Consider the following 17,929-nt stretch of genomic DNA (forward strand, 5'->3'; position numbering starts at 1 on the left):
ACGGGAAAGGAGCTGATTGAAATTGACGAAAGAAACACAGAAAAATCCTCTTGAACCACAACTGATGGATCAGGAAGAGACTCTAGAAGTTCAACCAGAAGAAGTCAATGAGGTCGACGAAAATTCAGCAACCAATGCGTCTACCACAGTTGATGATCGCTCTTTAGTAGAAGACAATGTAGAGGATGATTCTTTCAAATTAGAGGAAGAGGAAGCGGAATATGAAGATGATTACTATGCTGTAAAAGCACAAGATCATCAGCGCATCGAGTCCCTTATTGAACAAGCCGAAAATGAACTAGCTGATTTAAAATTGCGAAAATCAATCATGGAGGCTGATTTCTCCGGGTTGCTCAACCATTATCGTCATTTGATCTTAACAGAACAAGAAATCTCTGTCATTGCAAAAAAAACCTTGCTTGAGTACTATGCCTATGAATTCTTGAAACCATTAAAAGTGATTCATTTAACAGCTACCGACAATTACGATACCTGGAAGACAAAGCACTTCAATGTCCGCTTTCGTTTAACAGAAACAAAAGAACTAGAGTTTAGTTTTAAGTTAAATCCGGTCAATTCAAGTTACCAATCAAACTATTTGCCGTTGTTGACAATCAATTCAAATTCCCAGTCTGTGGTGGTCAACGATGAACAGATTTTACATCTGATCAGTCAATGGCATGCCGATAATATTTTCTCAGTCAATCAACTTTCACTGTTTAATTACGATGTAAATTTGATACTGGCTCATTTAAAAGAATTGGATTTTACTGTCTCGCCAAGTTTGATCGACAATACCCAAACCTTAGCTGTCGATATGGAAACAGATTTTCCTGTTGCAGCGGAAGTCCTTGACCAAATTTTCATCATCACGATGGAGAATCAGTCGTATGATTTTATCACAGAAAACAAAGGCGAGATCCTTGTTCTGCTTGATAAAAATCAGCGTTTGACGATTCATTTGTACACAGAATCAACGTTACTCACGATTGACTCGGATCAATGGAAGCGATCTTTATTGGATTTCTTCACAAGTTATCCGTTTTTGGTTCCGCTTGTCGTTCAAGGTGAAGAATAAATGTTCTAAATTGGTTAAAAGTGCTAGAATGGTTTTTATAACTATTCAGCACTTTTTTTGGAAGGAGCAGTATGATGATAAATAAAGCACTAGGTTTTTATGAAGGACGATCTTTAGATGATCCAGAAGTATTTATTGAAAAGGAATTTCCAATGCCAACTTGTCAGGCAAACGATCTATTGGTGGAAGTGCAAGCTGTTTCTGTGAATCCAATTGACACGAAACGCCGCCAAACAACCACTTTAAGTGAGAAATTCCATATCCAGGGATATGATGCAGTAGGTATAGTACATGAAATCGGCTCAGCAGTTAATGGCTTTGCCGTTGGTGATCGGGTGTTTTATGCTGGAACCACACAACGACCTGGTGCGAATCAAAGGTTTCAAGTCGTTGATTTTCGAATCGCAGCAAAGGCGCCAGCCGGCTTTTCTGACGGTGATCTTGCAGCTATGCCATTAACGAGTATTACGGCATGGGAATTGCTTTTTGAAAAATTTGGGTATGTGCCTGAAGAGAACGCGAATGAAGGATCAATTTTATTGGTCAATGCCAGCGGTGGTGTTGGCTCGATTGCGGCGCAACTAGCAAAATGGGCAGGATTGACAGTCTATGGCACTGCGAGTCCTAAGAACGATCAGTGGCTTAAAGACAATCAAGTGGATCAGGTACTGAATCACCGCTTGCCGTTAGCTGAACAAATCACTGAACCTTTTTCAGCCGTTGCACTTTTTTATGACGCATCTGCCTATTTGCCACAATTAACAAAAGCAATCTTGCCATTTGGCAAAGTCGGAATGATCGTGAATACGAAAGAAGCGCTAGATTTAAATCCATTTAAAAACCTCGGCATCGATTTTTATTGGGAGTATATGTTCACAAAAACAGATGCTCAGTTGATGATTGAAACACAAGGGGGCATTTTGCAACGGATCGCCTCGTTGCTCGCTGACAAAAAGATCCATACGACTGCGGTCCAAACGTTTGATGGAGGAATTACCATCGAGACCTTAAAGCACGCTACAAAAGCGGTTGAGCAAGGAACGAAAGGAAAGACAGTGATCACTGGAGGCGTCCGCTAAATGGAAGAAGAGGAAGCGATGCTGTTTTGGGATGAATTCGCGCAAGAATATGCGCAAATTCAAAGAGAATCCCAATTGAAAATCGCCGAAGAGGCAGCAGCTTTTTTGGTGGAGCAGAAAGTGTTTCCGATATCGACCTTCGTTGACTTTGCTGCGGGCACTGGTCGCTACATTTCAGCTTTTTATCCTTTTGTAGATGAGTATTACGCAATTGATTTTTCAAAAGAAATGTTAAAAATCATCGAAGAAACGATGGAAGATCCGATGAGCAAGCTCCATCTGGTTCAGCAGAGCCAAAAAGACTTTTTATCTGCAGACCAGCACTGGCCCTGTATTTTTATGGCAATGAATCCAGCAGTCAGAGACAAAGAAACCTTGCTTCAGTTTCAAAGAAAGGCCCATCAATTAATTATTCTAAGAATGATCGCAGAAGAAGAGAACGTGTTTCAGCCTTATGAAAAAAATCATTCAGCGAAGAACGATCTGAACCTAAATACTTGTTACAAGAAGTGGTTTACAGAAGAAGCGATCGATTGGCAGAGTCGGCAATTCGAGTATATTTTGAAGGAAGAGATCGATCAAGAATTATTTCATCTTTATTTTGAGGAGGAGTATTCATTGGAACAGCGGCAAGAAATGGTTCAACATGTCTTTGGTGAGGCATTGACTGTCGAAAGCCAAACGAAAATCACCTTTGAGCTTCTCTTAGCCTAGGAGAAATCACACAATAGACATCAAAAAACGAGATTCTGACATAAGATCAAGAAACAGGTACAGCAAGTAGGGTTCTGTTGACTGCTGACTGGAAACATCTTATGCTGGTATCTCGTTTTACAGTGAATTTACTACAATAAAAGGTAGACGATACTGCCTAATAACAGTAAAAAAACGACGTTAACGATAAAAAATAGCTTTTGAAACATTCCCGCTTCTTTGGGTCTGGCTTGTTTCAGTAATTTGTACCCAATCAAATTCGCCAAAGAAGCAATCAATGTACCCAAACCACCCACATTGACGCCCAAAAGAACGGCTTTTTCTAAATCGGTGAAAGGAGCAATCAAAATCGCTGCAGGAACGTTAGATATTCCTTGGGAGAGTAAAATACTACCTAAAAAAGCGCGATGTGTTTCTTGAAAATATGGTCGAATGTGATCGGTGACCAGAGGTTGGTCTTGAATATTCCCAACGATCAAGAAGAAGCAGAGGAAGGTAAGTAGTAACCGATAATCAACTTTTGCGAATAATCGTTTGTTGCTAAACCAAACCACGGCTGCGACGACAAGCACGCCGATTGAAATAGGGAGAACACTAAAAATACCAAGAATCATAAGGATAAATAATCCTGCATTGAGCAGCGCTGGCTTTTTTTCAAAGGGCTCTTCTTGCAGGGCGATTTCCAATGGAGTCTTTGGGATGAGCTGGATCGAAACAAGGAGTAATAGCAAAGAAAGTCCCACAAAGGTGCCGGTAGTCCACATGAATTGTGGCAGCGAAATCTGATAGTAAGAAAATAAAAATAGATTTTGCGGATTTCCAAATGGAAACAGGCTGCTTCCTAAATTGGCTGCCACGATCAAATAGACAGCGCCTAATAAGACACTGGTGCGCTGTTGTTCTTTCCTCGTTAAGAGTAAGTAGATGGGCAATAATGTTAAGATAGCCACGTCGTTTGTTAAAAACATCGAACTGAAGAAGCTTAGCAAGACGATTGAACGGATCAAGTCACGCAGATTGCGACTTTTTTCCACTAATTTTTGTCCAAATGCTCGTAAAAGACCAGCTTCTTCTAACCCATTGATTACTAACATCAACCCAAACAGTGATAAAATCACTTTAAAGTCAATAAATGACCAACGGAAGGTGCCGAAAAAACACGCAATGAGTGCTAGTAACAGGGAAATCGAAAATAATCGATCCGTTCGAAAAAATGCTAACATTCGTTTTCCCATAGTTCACCACCTTTCTTCTCAAGAATTTTACCATTCCCGCGCTTTAGGAACAATAAATAACGCTTTTTCCATATAACTCAAAGGCATTCAGGCAATTTTTATAGTTGACAAACGACCCATTAATTGGGAAATTAGTATGTGAAAGGTGAAGGAGGTTCAAAAATGAATGTTATGCAGCTGCTTGAAAAAAATCAGCAGGTTCATTTTCAAATTTTAGCTGTTTTTTTTCAGAACGGCTCAGAAATCTCTTACAAGAAACTTGCAAAAACATTATCCATTTCCGCACCCACTTTGCAAAAAGAACTTCAAAATCTTCATCAAAATTTAGTCGCTTTCCATGAGGATGCGGCATTGACTTATTTAGAAAATGATCAAGTACAGTTAACACTTCCGCTTGATTTCTCACTAAAAAAATTCTTTTATGCGTATCTTTCAGAAGCAATCGATTTTCAGATATTGTCGTATTTGTTTTTTCATCGAGATGAGTCAACGACGAAAATGATGTTAGAACTGATGTTGAGTGAAGCTTCATTGTTTCGTCGATTCAAAGCCATCAATCAGTTATTGAAAGAATTCGACATCCAATTAAAAAATAAAAAATTGCTTGGGGATGAAAAACAGATTCGCTTTTTCTATTATCAGTTTTTTTCACAAAGTTATCCCAATGAAGAATTGATCGCTCGCTTGAATGCACCAGCCATCAACAATTTGATTCGAGTAATCGAAAAACAGCTACAGACAACGTTTAGTCAATCCGAACGCTGGAAAGTCGGGCTGTGGTTAGGTATTATGGAAGCCCGTTTTGATTATCGTGGCTCGCAGCAGCATGAAGCATCGTATCCATTGTTGAAGTCATTGGAAAATGAAGCGATGTTCCAGCTTTTGCGGAATATATTAGGACGCTATCTCAGTCGTTTTGCCGTATCCTGGAGCGATTATGAAACGGTTTATTTCTATTTATTTTTATTAGCTGAAGGCTTGATTCGCCCTTCACTGGATGACTCCTTGCAAAAATCACTTTTCTTCCAAGAGATCGATGCGTTAAATGGGGAGCTGCTGCAGGCAATTGGTGATAGTGAGAGAAAGACTACAGAAACTTCTACGGAATTATGCGTCTTCTTGACGAGTGTGACGATCCAAGCGTTGTATATTCATGGCGGTATTATTGCCTTTGCTGAATTTCAGCCGCAAAGTGTTGCGAATGAGAGCTTGATTGAAGTGGCACAGCAAGCAATCGAACAGTTGGAGAAAAACGTAAACCAGTCCTTTTCTCTTGAGAAAAAGCAGCATTTGACCAATGAATTGCTTTTGATCCGTCAATGGATTCAAGTAAACCAGGAAAAAGCATTTACGGTCGGCATTTTGTTGACTCAATCACGATTACGCAGTGGCTTTTTGCGGCGTTTTTTGATCAAAGAATTGGCTGGCTATCCGAATATTCATTTTGAGGGGACGAAGGAGAAGGATTATGATTTATTGATCGTTGATCATTCTGAGATCTCGGAAGGCTATCGTTATAAAAAACGATTGATTTTAACAGGTGGGGCAACCCCATTTGAAGAAGAGCGGCTTCATCAAATCGTGGATGAAATACGCAATGAGAACCTTGAAAGCGAGTTGGAAAAGATATGAGAATAGTGATTATTGGAGGCTCTCATGCAGGAATTGCTGCTGCCCGTCATTTAAAAAAAGTTGACCCAAAAGTCGATGTGATAATTATTGAAAAATCAAGCGTTCTGGGTTATGTTGCTAGCAGTTTGAATTTAGTGCTGGAAGGCTACATTCAACGATTGGAAGATTCCCGAACGGCAACTGCGAGTGAGCTTCTTTCTGAAGGAATCAATGTGATGTTAAACAGTGAAGTCACAAAAATCTTTCCGCAAGAACAAACGGTTCATTTTGTCACATCAACGGAATCTTATCAGCAAGAAGACGAAGTGAGTTATGATGGCTTGATTTTGGCGATGGGATCGAGTACTTTCCGTTCGGAGTTTGCCTCAGATGTCGAAGCACATATAACGACCTACAAAACCATTGGTCAATCAAAGCAAGCATTAGAAAAAATCGAAAGTGCGCAAACCATGGCGATCGTTGGCGCGGGTCTGATTGGGTTTGAATTGGCGGAATCTCTAAGTGGCCAGCAAAAAGCCGTTCATTTGATTGATCGAATGGATACCCTTTTGTTCCGTTATTTTGATCAAGAAATTGCTGAAATTTTGATGGCGCGCTTTCCAGAGAACTTACAAATCTATCTTAACAGCAATGTCGCCCATACGATCAAAGACGAGAAGGGTGAATATCAGGGAATCGAGCTTTCAAACGGAACCAAGATTCGAGCTGACGTGGTCGTTTATGCCGTAAATCCGCGACCGAATGTCGCATTGGTTGAAGACTTTTTAAAACTAAATCTCGATGGCACGGTATTTACAAATGAATATTTACAAACGTCTGACCCAGCGATTTATGCAATTGGTGACCTGGTTTCGATTCCTTTCAATCATTCGGATAGCTCTTTGTATATCCCTTTAGTGACTAATGCTTATCGGACGGGGATCGTAGCTGCCACCAATTTATTGGCAAATGAACGGGGAACGACGAAAATTCCTTTTCCAAAAATGCAACGGACCGTCGTTAGTAAACTGTTTGGCTATTTCGTCAGCAGTTCAGGTATTAATGAGACCGAGGCACCGTATTACGGCTTTGAAGTAGATTCAGTGACGCAGACATTTCATTCTCGGACATTTTTCGCGACAGATGAGGATTTTGAAGTAACGTTAAAACTGATTTTTGATCAGCAAACGAAAGTGATTATGGGGGGACAAATCATTACGAGTGATCGTGGAAGTTTGGAGATCATCAATACGATCTCAACCTTGATCAATAGCAAGACGACCTTGCACCAACTAGCGACAATGGATTACTTTTTCAATCCAACCATTTCTTTCCCTTTGCACTTTTTGAATCAATTAGCCCTTGATGGCTTGTTAAAGTAAAATAATAACTCTTGATAAACCTGCGATGATTGTAGGTTTATTTTTTTTATTACAGATAATCGGGAAAGACTATCGATTACAATCAGTGACTGGTATCGCGTATTGAAAACAGGTAGGCTTTTGTCGGAGATTGAATTCAACTGGTATCATGATTTTTTGGAAGAAGAAACTCAAAACGAAAACTATAAAACTCGTTCCACGACTAAACTGTTTTTACTCACAAATTCTTATCGATAGACGAATGGTGTTTAGGTGGAGGAGACGGCGCGTCATTTGCTTTTATCTGAAAAGTTACATCACCATTGCATCAGTAAGTGCTGGCTTTACAAGGGTTTCAATAGATGAAAATAATTGCAAATCTAAGTGATCTGTTATTGAATGATCCTCATAAAATGAATATAGTATGAGCGAGCATTTTATAATTAAAGCAATAAAATAGACAATATTGAGATAAAAATAAGTTTTCTCGCAAGGATATAAGAGAAAAACATCACATAATCCTTTTCTTTACACACTCATTTTTTCGAAATTGCGATAGGAAAGGGATTTTTTCAAAAAAATTCTTGTGATTTTAAGTGAAATACGTTACCCTATTAAAGAGAGTGAGAATCATTCTCAATAAGGAGGGCGGGGCATGTTTAAAAAAATCGGATTACTGTTGATCTTTGTTCTTCTAGTGGGTTGCTCCTTGTTGGCAGGCACCCATGAATTGTCTTTATCAGGTTTACAGCAGGGTGATCCGAATCATTGGCTTGTTTTGGTAAAAGTTAGGCTTCCACGGACGATTAGTTTGATCATTGCAGGTGGGATCATTAGTATCTGTGGAAAAATTATGCAACACATGATGCAAAATAAATTTGTGGCCTCGGAGTCGATTGGACTGACGGATAGCGCCCGTTTAGGAATTTTGCTCGTTATGTTCTTTCTACCAAATGCCTCAAATTTGATTCGCACTACAGCAGCATTTGTGTTTGCCTACGCAGGTGTGTTGTTCTTTTTATTTTTAAGCCAATTTCTACCAAAGAAAGATCCAATGATGCTGCCTTTAACAGGGGTGATGTTCGGTAATATCATCGGGGCTATCAGTAGCTTCTTAGCCTATCGCTTCCAATTGGTTCAAAACGTTTCTTCTTGGCTGCAAGGAAATTTTGCCACCATTATGGTTGGACAGTATGAACTTTTGTATTTGACGATTCCCGTTTTCGGTCTATTGTATTTCTTGGCTTATGAGATCACGATCGCCGGTTTAGGAGAAAGTGCGGCTAAGAGTCTGGGAATCAATTACTTGTTCTTGCGTTTTGCTGTATTTGCGCTGGTGGCGTTTGCTAGCAGTATCGTTTTATTGACTGTGGGGCAAATTCCTTTTTTAGGGATCGTTATCCCAAATATGATCGGCATGGTTTTTGGGGATCATTTGAAAAACAATCTGCTTTTGATCAGCTTTGCCGGAAGCGCGTTCTTGCTATTGTGTGATGTATTGGCGAGAATCGTCATCGCACCTTATGAAATGCCGGTCAGTGTAGTTGCCGGCGTACTGGGTGGCTGCTGTTTCTTGATTTTGCTTCTGGGGAGGAAATTTCGATGAAGAAAAAACTCTTTCTTTTGTTGTTTCTGATCCTTTGTGCATGTGGTGCCTATCTGACCTATAACACCTATGGAAACTGGTCATTTGCTTTTGCATTAAGGGGACGCCGAATCTTGGCTTTTGCCTTAGTTGCAATCGCCATCTCCTTTAGTACCATCACCTTACAGACACTGACAAGCAATCGCTATCTGACCCCTGGAATTTTAGGCTTGGACCAACTGTATGTTCTTGTTCAAACCCTTTGTTTCTTTTTTATCGGCGGAATTCAGATGCTGAGCCAAGAAACAGCAACGATGTTTTTGTTTTCTGTCGGCTTAACTGCCGTTCTAGGTAGCTTCTTAATTGGCTTTTTCTATCAAAAAGCAGTCACTGGGTTGTTTTTGTTATTGATGGCAGGGATGGTCTGTGGCACGATGTTCGGTAGTCTCAGCACCTTTCTGCAAGTGTTGATGGATCCAAATGAATATGATTTACTACAAGGTCGTTTGTTTGCCAGCTTTGGCAATATCAATACCCAGCATCTACTGATTGCTGCCGCGATCATTTTGCTAGGGAGTTTTTGTCTGGTTCTGCTGATTCCAGAATTGAATTTGCTCCATTTAGGAAGTGGGCAAGCCAAAAGTTTAGGTGCATCTGTTCAATGGCTTCATAAAGGTGTTTTATTTTTGATTGCTTTACTGACAGGCACCGCCACTGCTTTAGTTGGTCCAGCAGTTTTTCTAGGCTTTGTGGTGGCGACGATCACCTATCAGCTTTTCCCAACTTATCGTCACGGCTGGTTGTTTTTCGGTGGGAGTTTGATTGGTTTTCTCCTGTTGGTAGGAGGTCAATTCCTAGTGGAACAGGTCTTTCAATGGCAAACGACCATCGGCACCGTGATCCAATTATTAGGCGGTATCTTCTTTATAAGCAAATTGCTGCTGGAAAGGAAAAAATCATGATCGAAACCAAAAATGTATCCAAGAATTATGCAAAAACACAAGTTTTGACGGAATGTTCTATAGCGTTGCCGGAACAGAAAATGATTGCCTTCATCGGGCCCAATGGTGCCGGAAAAAGTACCTTGCTTTCTTTAGTCAGTCGGATGTTGGATCAACGCACCGGTGATATTTATCTGGATGGAACGGAGATTCGTCAATGGAAGTCCAAAGAGCTAGCAAAAAAAATGGCTTTTTTGCAGCAAAGCAATCGCTATGCCGTCAATCTGACTGTAAGAGAGCTGGTGGCATTTGGTCGCTATCCGTATAACCGGGGGCGACAATCGGCAGCAGATGATGGGATCATTGATGACGCTTTGTCTAAGTTATCTCTAACCGAATATAGTGATCAATCGATTCATGAACTTTCTGGTGGTCAGTTACAACGAGTTTACTTGGCGATGATTTTAGCCCAAGATACAGATTATCTACTCTTGGACGAACCGTTAAACAATTTAGATTTAAAACACGCCAACCAGCTGATGAAGCTATTGACAACCTTGGTGGAAGACTATCAGAAAACTGTTGTGATCGTTTTGCACGACATTAATTTTGCAGCACGGTATGCCGATCACATCGTCGCGATGAAAGATGGTCAGATTTTTAAAGCGGCTGACACAGAGGCAGTGATTCAAGAACAATTATTAGAATCATTGTATGAGATTCCAATCAAACTGGTACAAGTGGATGGGCGGCAATTTTGCTACACCTTCCAATAAAAAATATGTTTCAAAGGAGGAAAAAATGAAAAAAATAGCAGTAAGTTTTATGAGTATTTTCGTATTAGCGGGGTTGACCGCTTGCGGCTCGAATAATACAGGGACAACAGATTCAACGGGTACAGCTCAAACCCAAGTAGAAGAAAGTACACAAACGCCGACAGAAGTCGAGATTACGGACAGCAATGGGACTGTCACTGTTCCTTATGCGCCGGAAAAAGTTGTTGTCTTTGACAACAGTGCATTAGATACGATGGATGCACTTGGCCTTGGGGATCGAATCGTTGCTGCCGCAACCAGCAATTTGCCAGATTATTTATCAGCGTATGCGGATGTTGAATCAGCAGGGGGAATCAAAGAGCCAGATTTAGAAAAAATCAATCAACTGCAGCCAGACCTAATCATTATTTCTGGTCGACAACGTGATTTCCAAGAGGAATTGTCTGCAATCGCGCCAACCGTTTTCTTAAGCGTTGACAATAGTGATACTTGGGCATCGATCGAAGCCAACATTACGACCATTGGTCAAATTTTTGGTAAGGAAGAGGAAGCGCAAGAACAACTAGCATCGTTACAAGGTCAGATTGATACCTTGAAGGAGCAAGCGCAAAATGCTGACGAGAAAGCCTTGGTTGTTATGGTAAATGAAGGCAATCTTTCTGCTTTTGGTCCAGGTTCTCGTTACAGTATCTTGTATGACACGTTTGGTTTCCCAGCAGTAGATGAGGAATTAGAGGCGTCGACACATGGACAAAGTATTTCTTATGAGTACTTGCTTGAAAAAAATCCTGATGTCATTTTCGTGATCGATCGGACAAAAGCGATCGGTGGCAATGAAAGCGAAAGTGAATTTGTTGCAAATGAAATTGTTCAAGAAACAAATGCAGGGCAAAACGATCAAGTGATTGAATTGGATGCTGCGGTTTGGTATTTAGCTGGTTCCGGATTGGAGTCGATCCAATTGATGATGGATGATGTCAAGCCAGCCGTTGAATAAATAGGTGAAAAAAATTAAGTAATAAGGGACACGCTTATCAGTTTACTGAGAAAGCGTGTCTTTTTATTCGAACTGTTTCTAGGACCTGCGACTGATTTTTGACAAGTTATCCAGCTTTACTTTACCTGTCGTAGTAATTGATTTATAATTAGTACGACAGATGAAGTAATTTAGGAGGCGATTGCGTGATCTCGAGTGACGGAATTCGCGGCTATAACGACGCAATCATTTTATCCATTCTTTCGAAAGAAGACTCTTATGGATATGAAATATCCAAGCGTATTCGTGAAGGAACAGATGCTTTATATGTGATCAAAGAAACGACGTTGTATTCCGCTTTTACTCGGTTAGAAAAACAAGGATTGATCCGTTCGTATCCCGGAGAAGTGACACATGGCAAAAAGCGGACCTATTACCAGATAACTGCAGACGGAAAAGCAAGCCTTTCGGAGAAACTATTGGAGTGGCAGCAGACGAAGATCGTCGTTGACCAGTTCTTACAAGGAGGAGACAAATGAAAACCATTCATGACTATCTAGACAGCTTATTTTTATCAGTACCCATCACACCGGAAACGAAGAAGGCAAAAGAAGATCTTTTAGCGATTATGGAAGACCATTACTTGGAACTGATTCACCAAGGGAAAAGTGAGCATGAAGCCATCGGTGCGGTGATCAGCGAGTTTGGTTCGGTGGATGAACTGCTGCAAGAGTTAGATGTTTCAAAAGAAGAAGAGCCGATTGATGATTGGTCCGATGCCATCACAGAAGACGATGCGTTTGATTATTGGGGAACTGTGCGGCACTTTGCTTTTTCGTTGTCGATAGGAATCGGCTTTTGTATCGCCTCCCTAGCAGCCCTAATGCTCTTTGTTAGTGTTTATGCTGAGACCTTTGGAATAATGGTGATGTTTCTTTTCATCGCCATCGGGGTTGGTTTTATCATCTCTAGCAGTTTGCACTTTTCCGGTGCTCGTAAGCAGTTAGATGATCGACCAATCAAAAGGGATGCCAAACGAGAAGCCGCTCAGCAACTAGCAAATTATGAAAAAAGTTTTCGTATTGGTCTTGTTTTAGGAATTGGTGCCTGTATTTTATCAATTGCGCCTGTACTTTTAAGTGAATTGTTTTATTATTCTGTTGAGTTTGGTATTTCCTTGTTTTTCTTGACAGTTGCAGTGGGTGTGTTCTTTATTATTTATGTAAGTATTATTCGTACAGGCTTTGCGAAGCTGGCAACTGAGACGTATTTTATTCGTGACGAAGAGAATCTTGGTGATCGAGCAACACGTCATAAATATGGCGAATCCGCTGGTAGAGTTACCTTTTTTCGAACAGTCTACTGGCCAGTGATTTTGGTCGTTTACATGCTTTGGTCCTTCATGTTTCATGCCTGGGCTTACTCTTGGGTCATTTTTGTTATTGGTGGTGTTTTAGAAGACTACTTTATCGGTCAGACAAAAGCCAAAAAATAAGAGACATTTCAACCGAGAGTGCTTTCTTTACTTTTAAAAAAAGGAAGACTATAATACGCCTTGTAACTGAATTAAGCAAAAAAGAACGGCGAGAAATGAGATGTTCTCATTGCTTTTTTAAAAGTTCAGAATACAAGAAAAGAGGCAATGGATATGTTAGAAATTCATTATCTGAAAAATGGCAGCAAAGAAGTAACAACAGTTGAATCCCCGGAGCGCTTTCTTGCGAGCCAATACTTGGAAGTCCCACCTTTTCAAGACCATTACCCAGTCGAAGAAGTTTTTCTAGACGGCAAGCGGATCACGTTGAGGGAGCGAACGATCGGTGGATTGTTCAACTATTTCAATACTAAATAAAAAAATTGTCTTTTTCTATGACTCACCTTACTTTGCGAGGAATCATAGGAAGAGGCAATCTTTTTTTGTTTAATTGAGAATAGGAGATGTAATTGAGAATCTAACAGGTAGGAACTTTGCTTAGAAATGATTAGTCAAACTTATTACTATACTCCATTTGCTTTCGATAAAAAATAAATATGCTCATTTCTGAGGATGATAACATTTTTTTTGACTATTTCTGAATAAACTATTGCATTTTGTAGTTAGATATACTAATAATTAATAGAGATTATTCTCAAATAATTATTCTAATTGGAGGAAATGATATGTCATTAATTGGAAAAGAGATTGGTTCATTCGAAGCGAAAGCTTACCACAATGGAAAATTTATCGATGTTTCATCAGAAGATTTTAAAGGAAAATGGAACGTTGTTTGTTTTTATCCTGCAGATTTCTCATTTGTTTGTCCGACAGAACTTGAGGATTTGCAAGACCAATATGCATCATTAAAAGAATTAGGCGCAGAAGTTTATTCTGTATCAACTGATACCCACTACACACATAAAGCGTGGCATGACCACTCTGATGCAATCAATAAAATCGAATATATCATGATTGCTGATCCTTCTCATGTGATCTCAGAAATCTTTGATGTATTAGACGAAGCATCAGGTTTGTCTCAACGTGGTACATTTATCATCGATCCGGATGGTGTGGTACAAACGGTTGAAATCAATGCGGATGGTATCGGTCGTGATGCTAGTGGTTTGATCGATAAAATCCGTGCCGCACAATATGTCCGTACCCATCCAGGTGAAGTATGTCCTGCAAAATGGAAAGAAGGCGAAGAAACTTTAACGCCAAGCTTAGACCTTGTAGGCAAGATTTAGGAGGCGCTCATGGCATTAGATAAGGCAATCAAAGACCAACTGACGCAATATCTAGCGATGCTAGAATCAGAGGTTGTTTTTGCGGCGACTTTAGGTGAGGATGATTCTTCAACGAAAGTACGTGAATTCTTAGAAGAAATCGCAGAAATGTCGTCAAAAATCACGATTCAAGCTGTAGCAAGTGAACGGACACCAAGCTTTTCGATCAATCGTCCCGGTGAAGAAAGCGGCATCGCTTTTGCTGGTTTACCGTTAGGACATGAGTTCACTTCATTTATTTTAGCGTTGCTTCAAGTAAGCGGTCGTCCGCCGAAAATTGACGAAGCACTACAAAAGCGTATCAAAGCGATCGATAAGCCATTACATTTTGAAACCTATGTCAGTTTGACCTGCCATAACTGTCCTGATGTTGTTCAAGCGTTAAATATCATGGCAGTGCTAAATCCTTCCATCAGCCACACCATGATCGAAGGTGGGATGTTCAAAGAAGAAATTGACAAGAAAAAAATTATGGCTGTGCCAACAGTCTTTCTAGATGGGGAAGAATTTGCAAGCGGCCGTCAAACGATCGAACAATTATTGGAAAAAGCAGCTGGTCCAACGAGTAAAGATGATTTTGCTGAAAAAGAGCTTTTCGATGTTTTGGTCGTCGGTGGCGGACCTGCAGGTGGAAGTGCAGCGATTTATGCGGCGCGTAAAGGTATCAATACTGGGATGGTTGTCGAAACAATGGGTGGCCAAGTGATGGAAACCCTTGGTATCGAAAACATGATCGGTACTCCTTATACCGAAGGACCAAAATTAATGCGTCAGGTAGAAGAGCACATCAACGAATATAAAGTCGATGTCATGAAAGGGCAGCGTGCCAAGGATATTCGTCGCAATGATGTCATCGAAGTTGAATTAGAAAATGGCGCAGTATTAAAAACCAAAACGGCTATTTTAGCAACCGGTGCTCGCTGGCGCAACATCAATGTTCCGGGAGAAAAAGAATTCAAAAATAAAGGTGTTGCCTATTGTCCACATTGTGACGGCCCGTTATTTGCTGGGAAAGAGGTTGCTGTCATTGGCGGCGGAAACTCTGGGATCGAAGCAGCGATCGATTTAGCTGGCATGGCAAAACATGTCTACGTTCTTGAATTTTTACCAGAACTAAAAGCGGACCTTGTGCTACAAAACCGTTTGAACACGTTAGAAAATGTGACTGTTATTACGAATGCCGCAACGAAGGAAATTGCTGGATCCGATCATGTCGAACAATTGACCTACGTTGATCGCGAAACGAATGGCGAATTCACATTAGCTGTGGAGGGTGTCTTCATTTTGATTGGCTTAATGCCGAATACTGAATGGTTAAAAGACCGCATCGTTTTAAACGAGCGTAATGAGATCGTGGTAGACAAACATGGAGCAACCAACATTGAAGGCGTCTTTGCAGCGGGAGATTGTACCGATAGTGTATACAAACAGATCATCACTTCAATGGGTTCAGGTGCTACTGCTGCGTTAGGTGCGTTTGATTACCTGATTCGCTCGTAAGTAGGTAAGTAGCTTATTATTTGATCTAGATCAGAAACGTCTCAGGAGCTTCTAGCAGCTTCTGAGACGTTTTTTCTTTGAGGGGAAGGAGATTTGAGGGAAGTTGACAGAAGGACAGTTTCTATATTACAATGAAAAAAACTCGTTCAAAAAAGAAAGAGGTATATTAATGAGTGTCGTAGGTATCTAATCAGCTAATTAAAACAAATAAGCAAAAACAGACTGTTTATTTGTTGTGCCTGTAGATACCGATAAAAATCGTTATTGATGAATCAGGTGATGGGAGACTATCGCTTTTTTTGTACACTTTTTTGGACGGGGATGTTACCGGGATCCTCAGGCACAAGAAAGGATCACTCATGAAGATACCTCAAGCAACTGAATTTGAACAAATTAAAGAACAAGTAAGTAAAAAAATAATCAGCGATTATGGTAAAGCACGTTTTGCCAATGAAAAACCAGCAGCTACGATCCATTCCGCCCAAAAACGAGTGTCTGAGACAACTGAAGCGATGGCGCTATTAGACGCCGGACGTCAAGTCCCTTTCATGGGGCTGCAGCATGTCTTACATCATACGGAGAAGATTGAAAAAGGCTTTGTATTGGAGCCACAGGAATTGATTGAATACGGAGACTTTTTACGGTCTTTTCGAATCATCCGTCAATTGTTTGAAAAAAATCAATCAATTGCCCCAAGATTGCATCACTATGCTCAGGGGTTGGCCGACTTTTCTGAAATCGCCGAAATGATTTTCCAAAAAATTCGCAATGGTCAGGTAGATAGTAACGCCAGCCGAGAATTACGGAAAATTCGTGGCACAATCGAGAAATATGAGGCCGATTTAAAAAAAGTTTTTGCAAAGTTTTTTAAAGAAAGTCGCTATCTGCAAGAAAACCGTGTGATCAAAAAGAACGACCGTTATACGCTGCCGGTACGTGCTGAATTTCAACAGCAAATTAAAGGGACGATCATTGAACGTTCTAATAAACGCGCGACTGTTTTTATTGAACCAGAGGCAGCTGCCCGTCTGAATGATCGATTGATTTTGGCACAGGCGGAAGAAACGGCCGCCCAATACCAAGTTTTATCAGAATTGACCGGGGCAATCGCCGAACAAATGAATGCAGTATTTGCCTGTCTTGATATTTTAGTGGTACTAGATATTATTTTTGCTCGTGGAAAGTATTGTCGGGAAATCAATGGTCAACCGATAGCAATTACTGAAGAAGAAGTTTTGCTTCTTGATCAAGTCCGGCATCCTTTACTGGGCACTGATGCTGTTCCTCTATCTTTAAAACTAGGAGAAGAGAACCGATGTATGGTCATCACAGGTCCGAATGCTGGTGGTAAGACGGTTGTCTTAAAAACCGTCGGACTCGTTTGTGCGATGGCACATTACGGCTTGTTTCCAGCGCATAATGGCAACAGCAGCGTGCCGTTTTTAAAAAGTCTTTGGATGGATATCGGGGATCAGCAAAGTCTAGAAAATTCTTTAAGTACCTTTTCTGGACACATGTCGAATATTGCACAGATCATGACGAATGCCAGCCGGAACAGTATCGTTTTGTTAGATGAAATTGGCAGCGGGACTGAACCAAATGAAGGGGCAGCTTTAGCGATCGCCATTATGGAATCGATCTATCGATCGGGGGCGTTAATGATCGCCACGACTCATTATGGTGAAATCAAGCAGTTTGCTCTTGATCACCAAGATTTTGAAACAGCGGCGATGGCTTTTGATGCCAAGACCCTGACGCCGAAATACCGCTTGTTGACCAATGCGGTCGGTGAAAGTAATGCGTTTTGGATCGCCGAAAAAATGGCGATTCCTGCTGAGGTCGTGCAAACGGCAAAGGACTATTTAAAGAATAAATCTTATTCTTTTGAGAAGCAGCCTTTTGAGACATCCAGAAAACGAACCGATCCTCAGGAAACAAAGTCTGAGCACATTTTTCAAAAGGGAGACCAGGTCTTTTCAGCAGAGCATGAAAAACGGGGAGTTTTTTATGAATACTTGGAACAGGGACAAGCGAAGATTTATATTGAGAAACAATGTTTCGTTGTTGCTGCTCGGCGATTGCAACTGCTCACCAAACGAGAAGCACTCTATCCAGCCGGCTATGATCTAGATCAATTATTTTCCGATTTTGCCCAACGTAAATTTACCCGAGATATTGAACGTGGGTCTAAAAAAGCGCAAAAGCAGTTACGAAAAGCAGCGCAAGAGCGTCAGGCCAAACGATCATTGGATTGATCGGCACAGATATATTTAGAGCGGGAGTATAAAATCAAGAAAGCAGCTCTTTTTC

At 40.7% G+C, this 17,929-nt stretch carries 17 protein-coding genes (1 of these 17 only partly in view); 16 read left to right on the top strand and 1 reads right to left on the bottom strand.

Annotated elements, in window-relative coordinates; translation table 11 throughout:
• From IGJ42_RS07545 to IGJ42_RS07560, 4 genes are all read left to right on the top strand, one after another.
• Positions 1-54: the 3' portion of a hypothetical protein gene (locus IGJ42_RS07545; protein ID WP_008381990.1), read on the top strand. 861 nt of this gene lie to the left of the window's left edge; 54 of the gene's 915 nt are visible here — the last part of the coding sequence; its start codon lies beyond the left edge, outside the window; its stop codon occupies positions 52-54.
• On the top strand, positions 23-1,078 hold the full coding sequence (locus tag IGJ42_RS07550) for a hypothetical protein (RefSeq protein WP_176256994.1): 1,056 nt from the start codon (positions 23-25) through the stop codon (positions 1,076-1,078). Before IGJ42_RS07545 ends, IGJ42_RS07550 begins: the two co-directional genes overlap by 32 nt.
• Before the next feature lie 71 nt (positions 1,079-1,149).
• Positions 1,150-2,157, top strand: a complete 1,008-nt coding sequence (locus tag IGJ42_RS07555) for a zinc-binding alcohol dehydrogenase family protein (protein WP_016619978.1) — start codon at positions 1,150-1,152, stop codon at positions 2,155-2,157.
• Positions 2,158-2,871 (top strand): class I SAM-dependent methyltransferase, encoded by a 714-nt coding sequence (locus IGJ42_RS07560; RefSeq protein WP_086299484.1) that lies wholly within the window; start codon positions 2,158-2,160, stop codon positions 2,869-2,871.
• 131 nt (positions 2,872-3,002) lie between these two features.
• On the opposite strand, the gene IGJ42_RS07565 is transcribed toward IGJ42_RS07560, so the two are convergent.
• The gene (locus tag IGJ42_RS07565; protein ID WP_422705970.1) at positions 3,003-4,106 is read right to left on the bottom strand and encodes an SLC13 family permease; all 1,104 of its coding nucleotides are present in this window, start codon (positions 4,104-4,106) and stop codon (positions 3,003-3,005) included.
• A gap of 162 nt (positions 4,107-4,268) precedes the next feature.
• Here IGJ42_RS07565 and IGJ42_RS07570 point away from each other — a divergent pair, with 162 nt between their 5' ends.
• The 12 genes from IGJ42_RS07570 to IGJ42_RS07625 all read left to right on the top strand — a co-directional run bounded on the left by IGJ42_RS07570 (position 4,269) and on the right by IGJ42_RS07625 (position 17,874).
• Positions 4,269-5,738 (top strand): helix-turn-helix domain-containing protein, encoded by a 1,470-nt coding sequence (locus IGJ42_RS07570; protein ID WP_034871985.1) that lies wholly within the window; start codon positions 4,269-4,271, stop codon positions 5,736-5,738.
• Complete coding sequence (locus IGJ42_RS07575; RefSeq protein ID WP_430616077.1) at positions 5,735-7,099, top strand: FAD-dependent oxidoreductase; 1,365 nt, start codon at positions 5,735-5,737, stop codon at positions 7,097-7,099. The genes IGJ42_RS07570 and IGJ42_RS07575 overlap by 4 nt, the downstream gene beginning before the upstream one ends.
• A 634-nt stretch (positions 7,100-7,733) precedes the next feature.
• Positions 7,734-8,684 (top strand): ABC transporter permease, encoded by a 951-nt coding sequence (locus tag IGJ42_RS07580; protein WP_086332349.1) that lies wholly within the window; start codon positions 7,734-7,736, stop codon positions 8,682-8,684.
• Positions 8,681-9,625, top strand: a complete 945-nt coding sequence (locus IGJ42_RS07585; protein ID WP_430616080.1) for an iron chelate uptake ABC transporter family permease subunit — start codon at positions 8,681-8,683, stop codon at positions 9,623-9,625. The genes IGJ42_RS07580 and IGJ42_RS07585 overlap by 4 nt, the downstream gene beginning before the upstream one ends.
• Positions 9,622-10,380, top strand: coding sequence for an ABC transporter ATP-binding protein (locus IGJ42_RS07590; protein WP_008381979.1), 759 nt, complete (start codon positions 9,622-9,624; stop codon positions 10,378-10,380). The genes IGJ42_RS07585 and IGJ42_RS07590 overlap by 4 nt, the downstream gene beginning before the upstream one ends.
• 25 nt (positions 10,381-10,405) lie before the next feature.
• A complete protein-coding gene (locus IGJ42_RS07595) occupies positions 10,406-11,377 on the top strand; it encodes a siderophore ABC transporter substrate-binding protein (RefSeq protein WP_008381977.1) in 972 nt (323 codons plus the stop codon).
• A 185-nt stretch (positions 11,378-11,562) separates the two neighbouring features.
• Complete coding sequence (locus tag IGJ42_RS07600) at positions 11,563-11,895, top strand: PadR family transcriptional regulator (protein ID WP_016612097.1); 333 nt, start codon at positions 11,563-11,565, stop codon at positions 11,893-11,895.
• Positions 11,892-12,851 (top strand): permease prefix domain 1-containing protein, encoded by a 960-nt coding sequence (locus IGJ42_RS07605; RefSeq protein ID WP_008381974.1) that lies wholly within the window; start codon positions 11,892-11,894, stop codon positions 12,849-12,851. Before IGJ42_RS07600 ends, IGJ42_RS07605 begins: the two co-directional genes overlap by 4 nt.
• Before the next feature lie 153 nt (positions 12,852-13,004).
• Positions 13,005-13,208 (top strand): hypothetical protein, encoded by a 204-nt coding sequence (locus tag IGJ42_RS07610; protein WP_034871989.1) that lies wholly within the window; start codon positions 13,005-13,007, stop codon positions 13,206-13,208.
• A 308-nt stretch (positions 13,209-13,516) separates the two neighbouring features.
• Positions 13,517-14,080, top strand: coding sequence for an alkyl hydroperoxide reductase subunit C (ahpC, locus tag IGJ42_RS07615; RefSeq protein WP_005226227.1), 564 nt, complete (start codon positions 13,517-13,519; stop codon positions 14,078-14,080).
• 9 nt (positions 14,081-14,089) lie between these two features.
• Complete coding sequence (ahpF, locus tag IGJ42_RS07620; protein WP_061054074.1) at positions 14,090-15,619, top strand: alkyl hydroperoxide reductase subunit F; 1,530 nt, start codon at positions 14,090-14,092, stop codon at positions 15,617-15,619.
• Between the two features lie 359 nt (positions 15,620-15,978).
• Complete coding sequence (locus IGJ42_RS07625; RefSeq protein WP_061054075.1) at positions 15,979-17,874, top strand: endonuclease MutS2; 1,896 nt, start codon at positions 15,979-15,981, stop codon at positions 17,872-17,874.
• The last annotated feature ends 55 nt before the right edge of the window (positions 17,875-17,929 follow it).

Origin of the sequence: Enterococcus sp. DIV1067f (assembly GCF_050543505.1) — a bacterium.
GTDB lineage: Bacteria > Bacillota > Bacilli > Lactobacillales > Enterococcaceae > Enterococcus_D > Enterococcus_D entomosocium.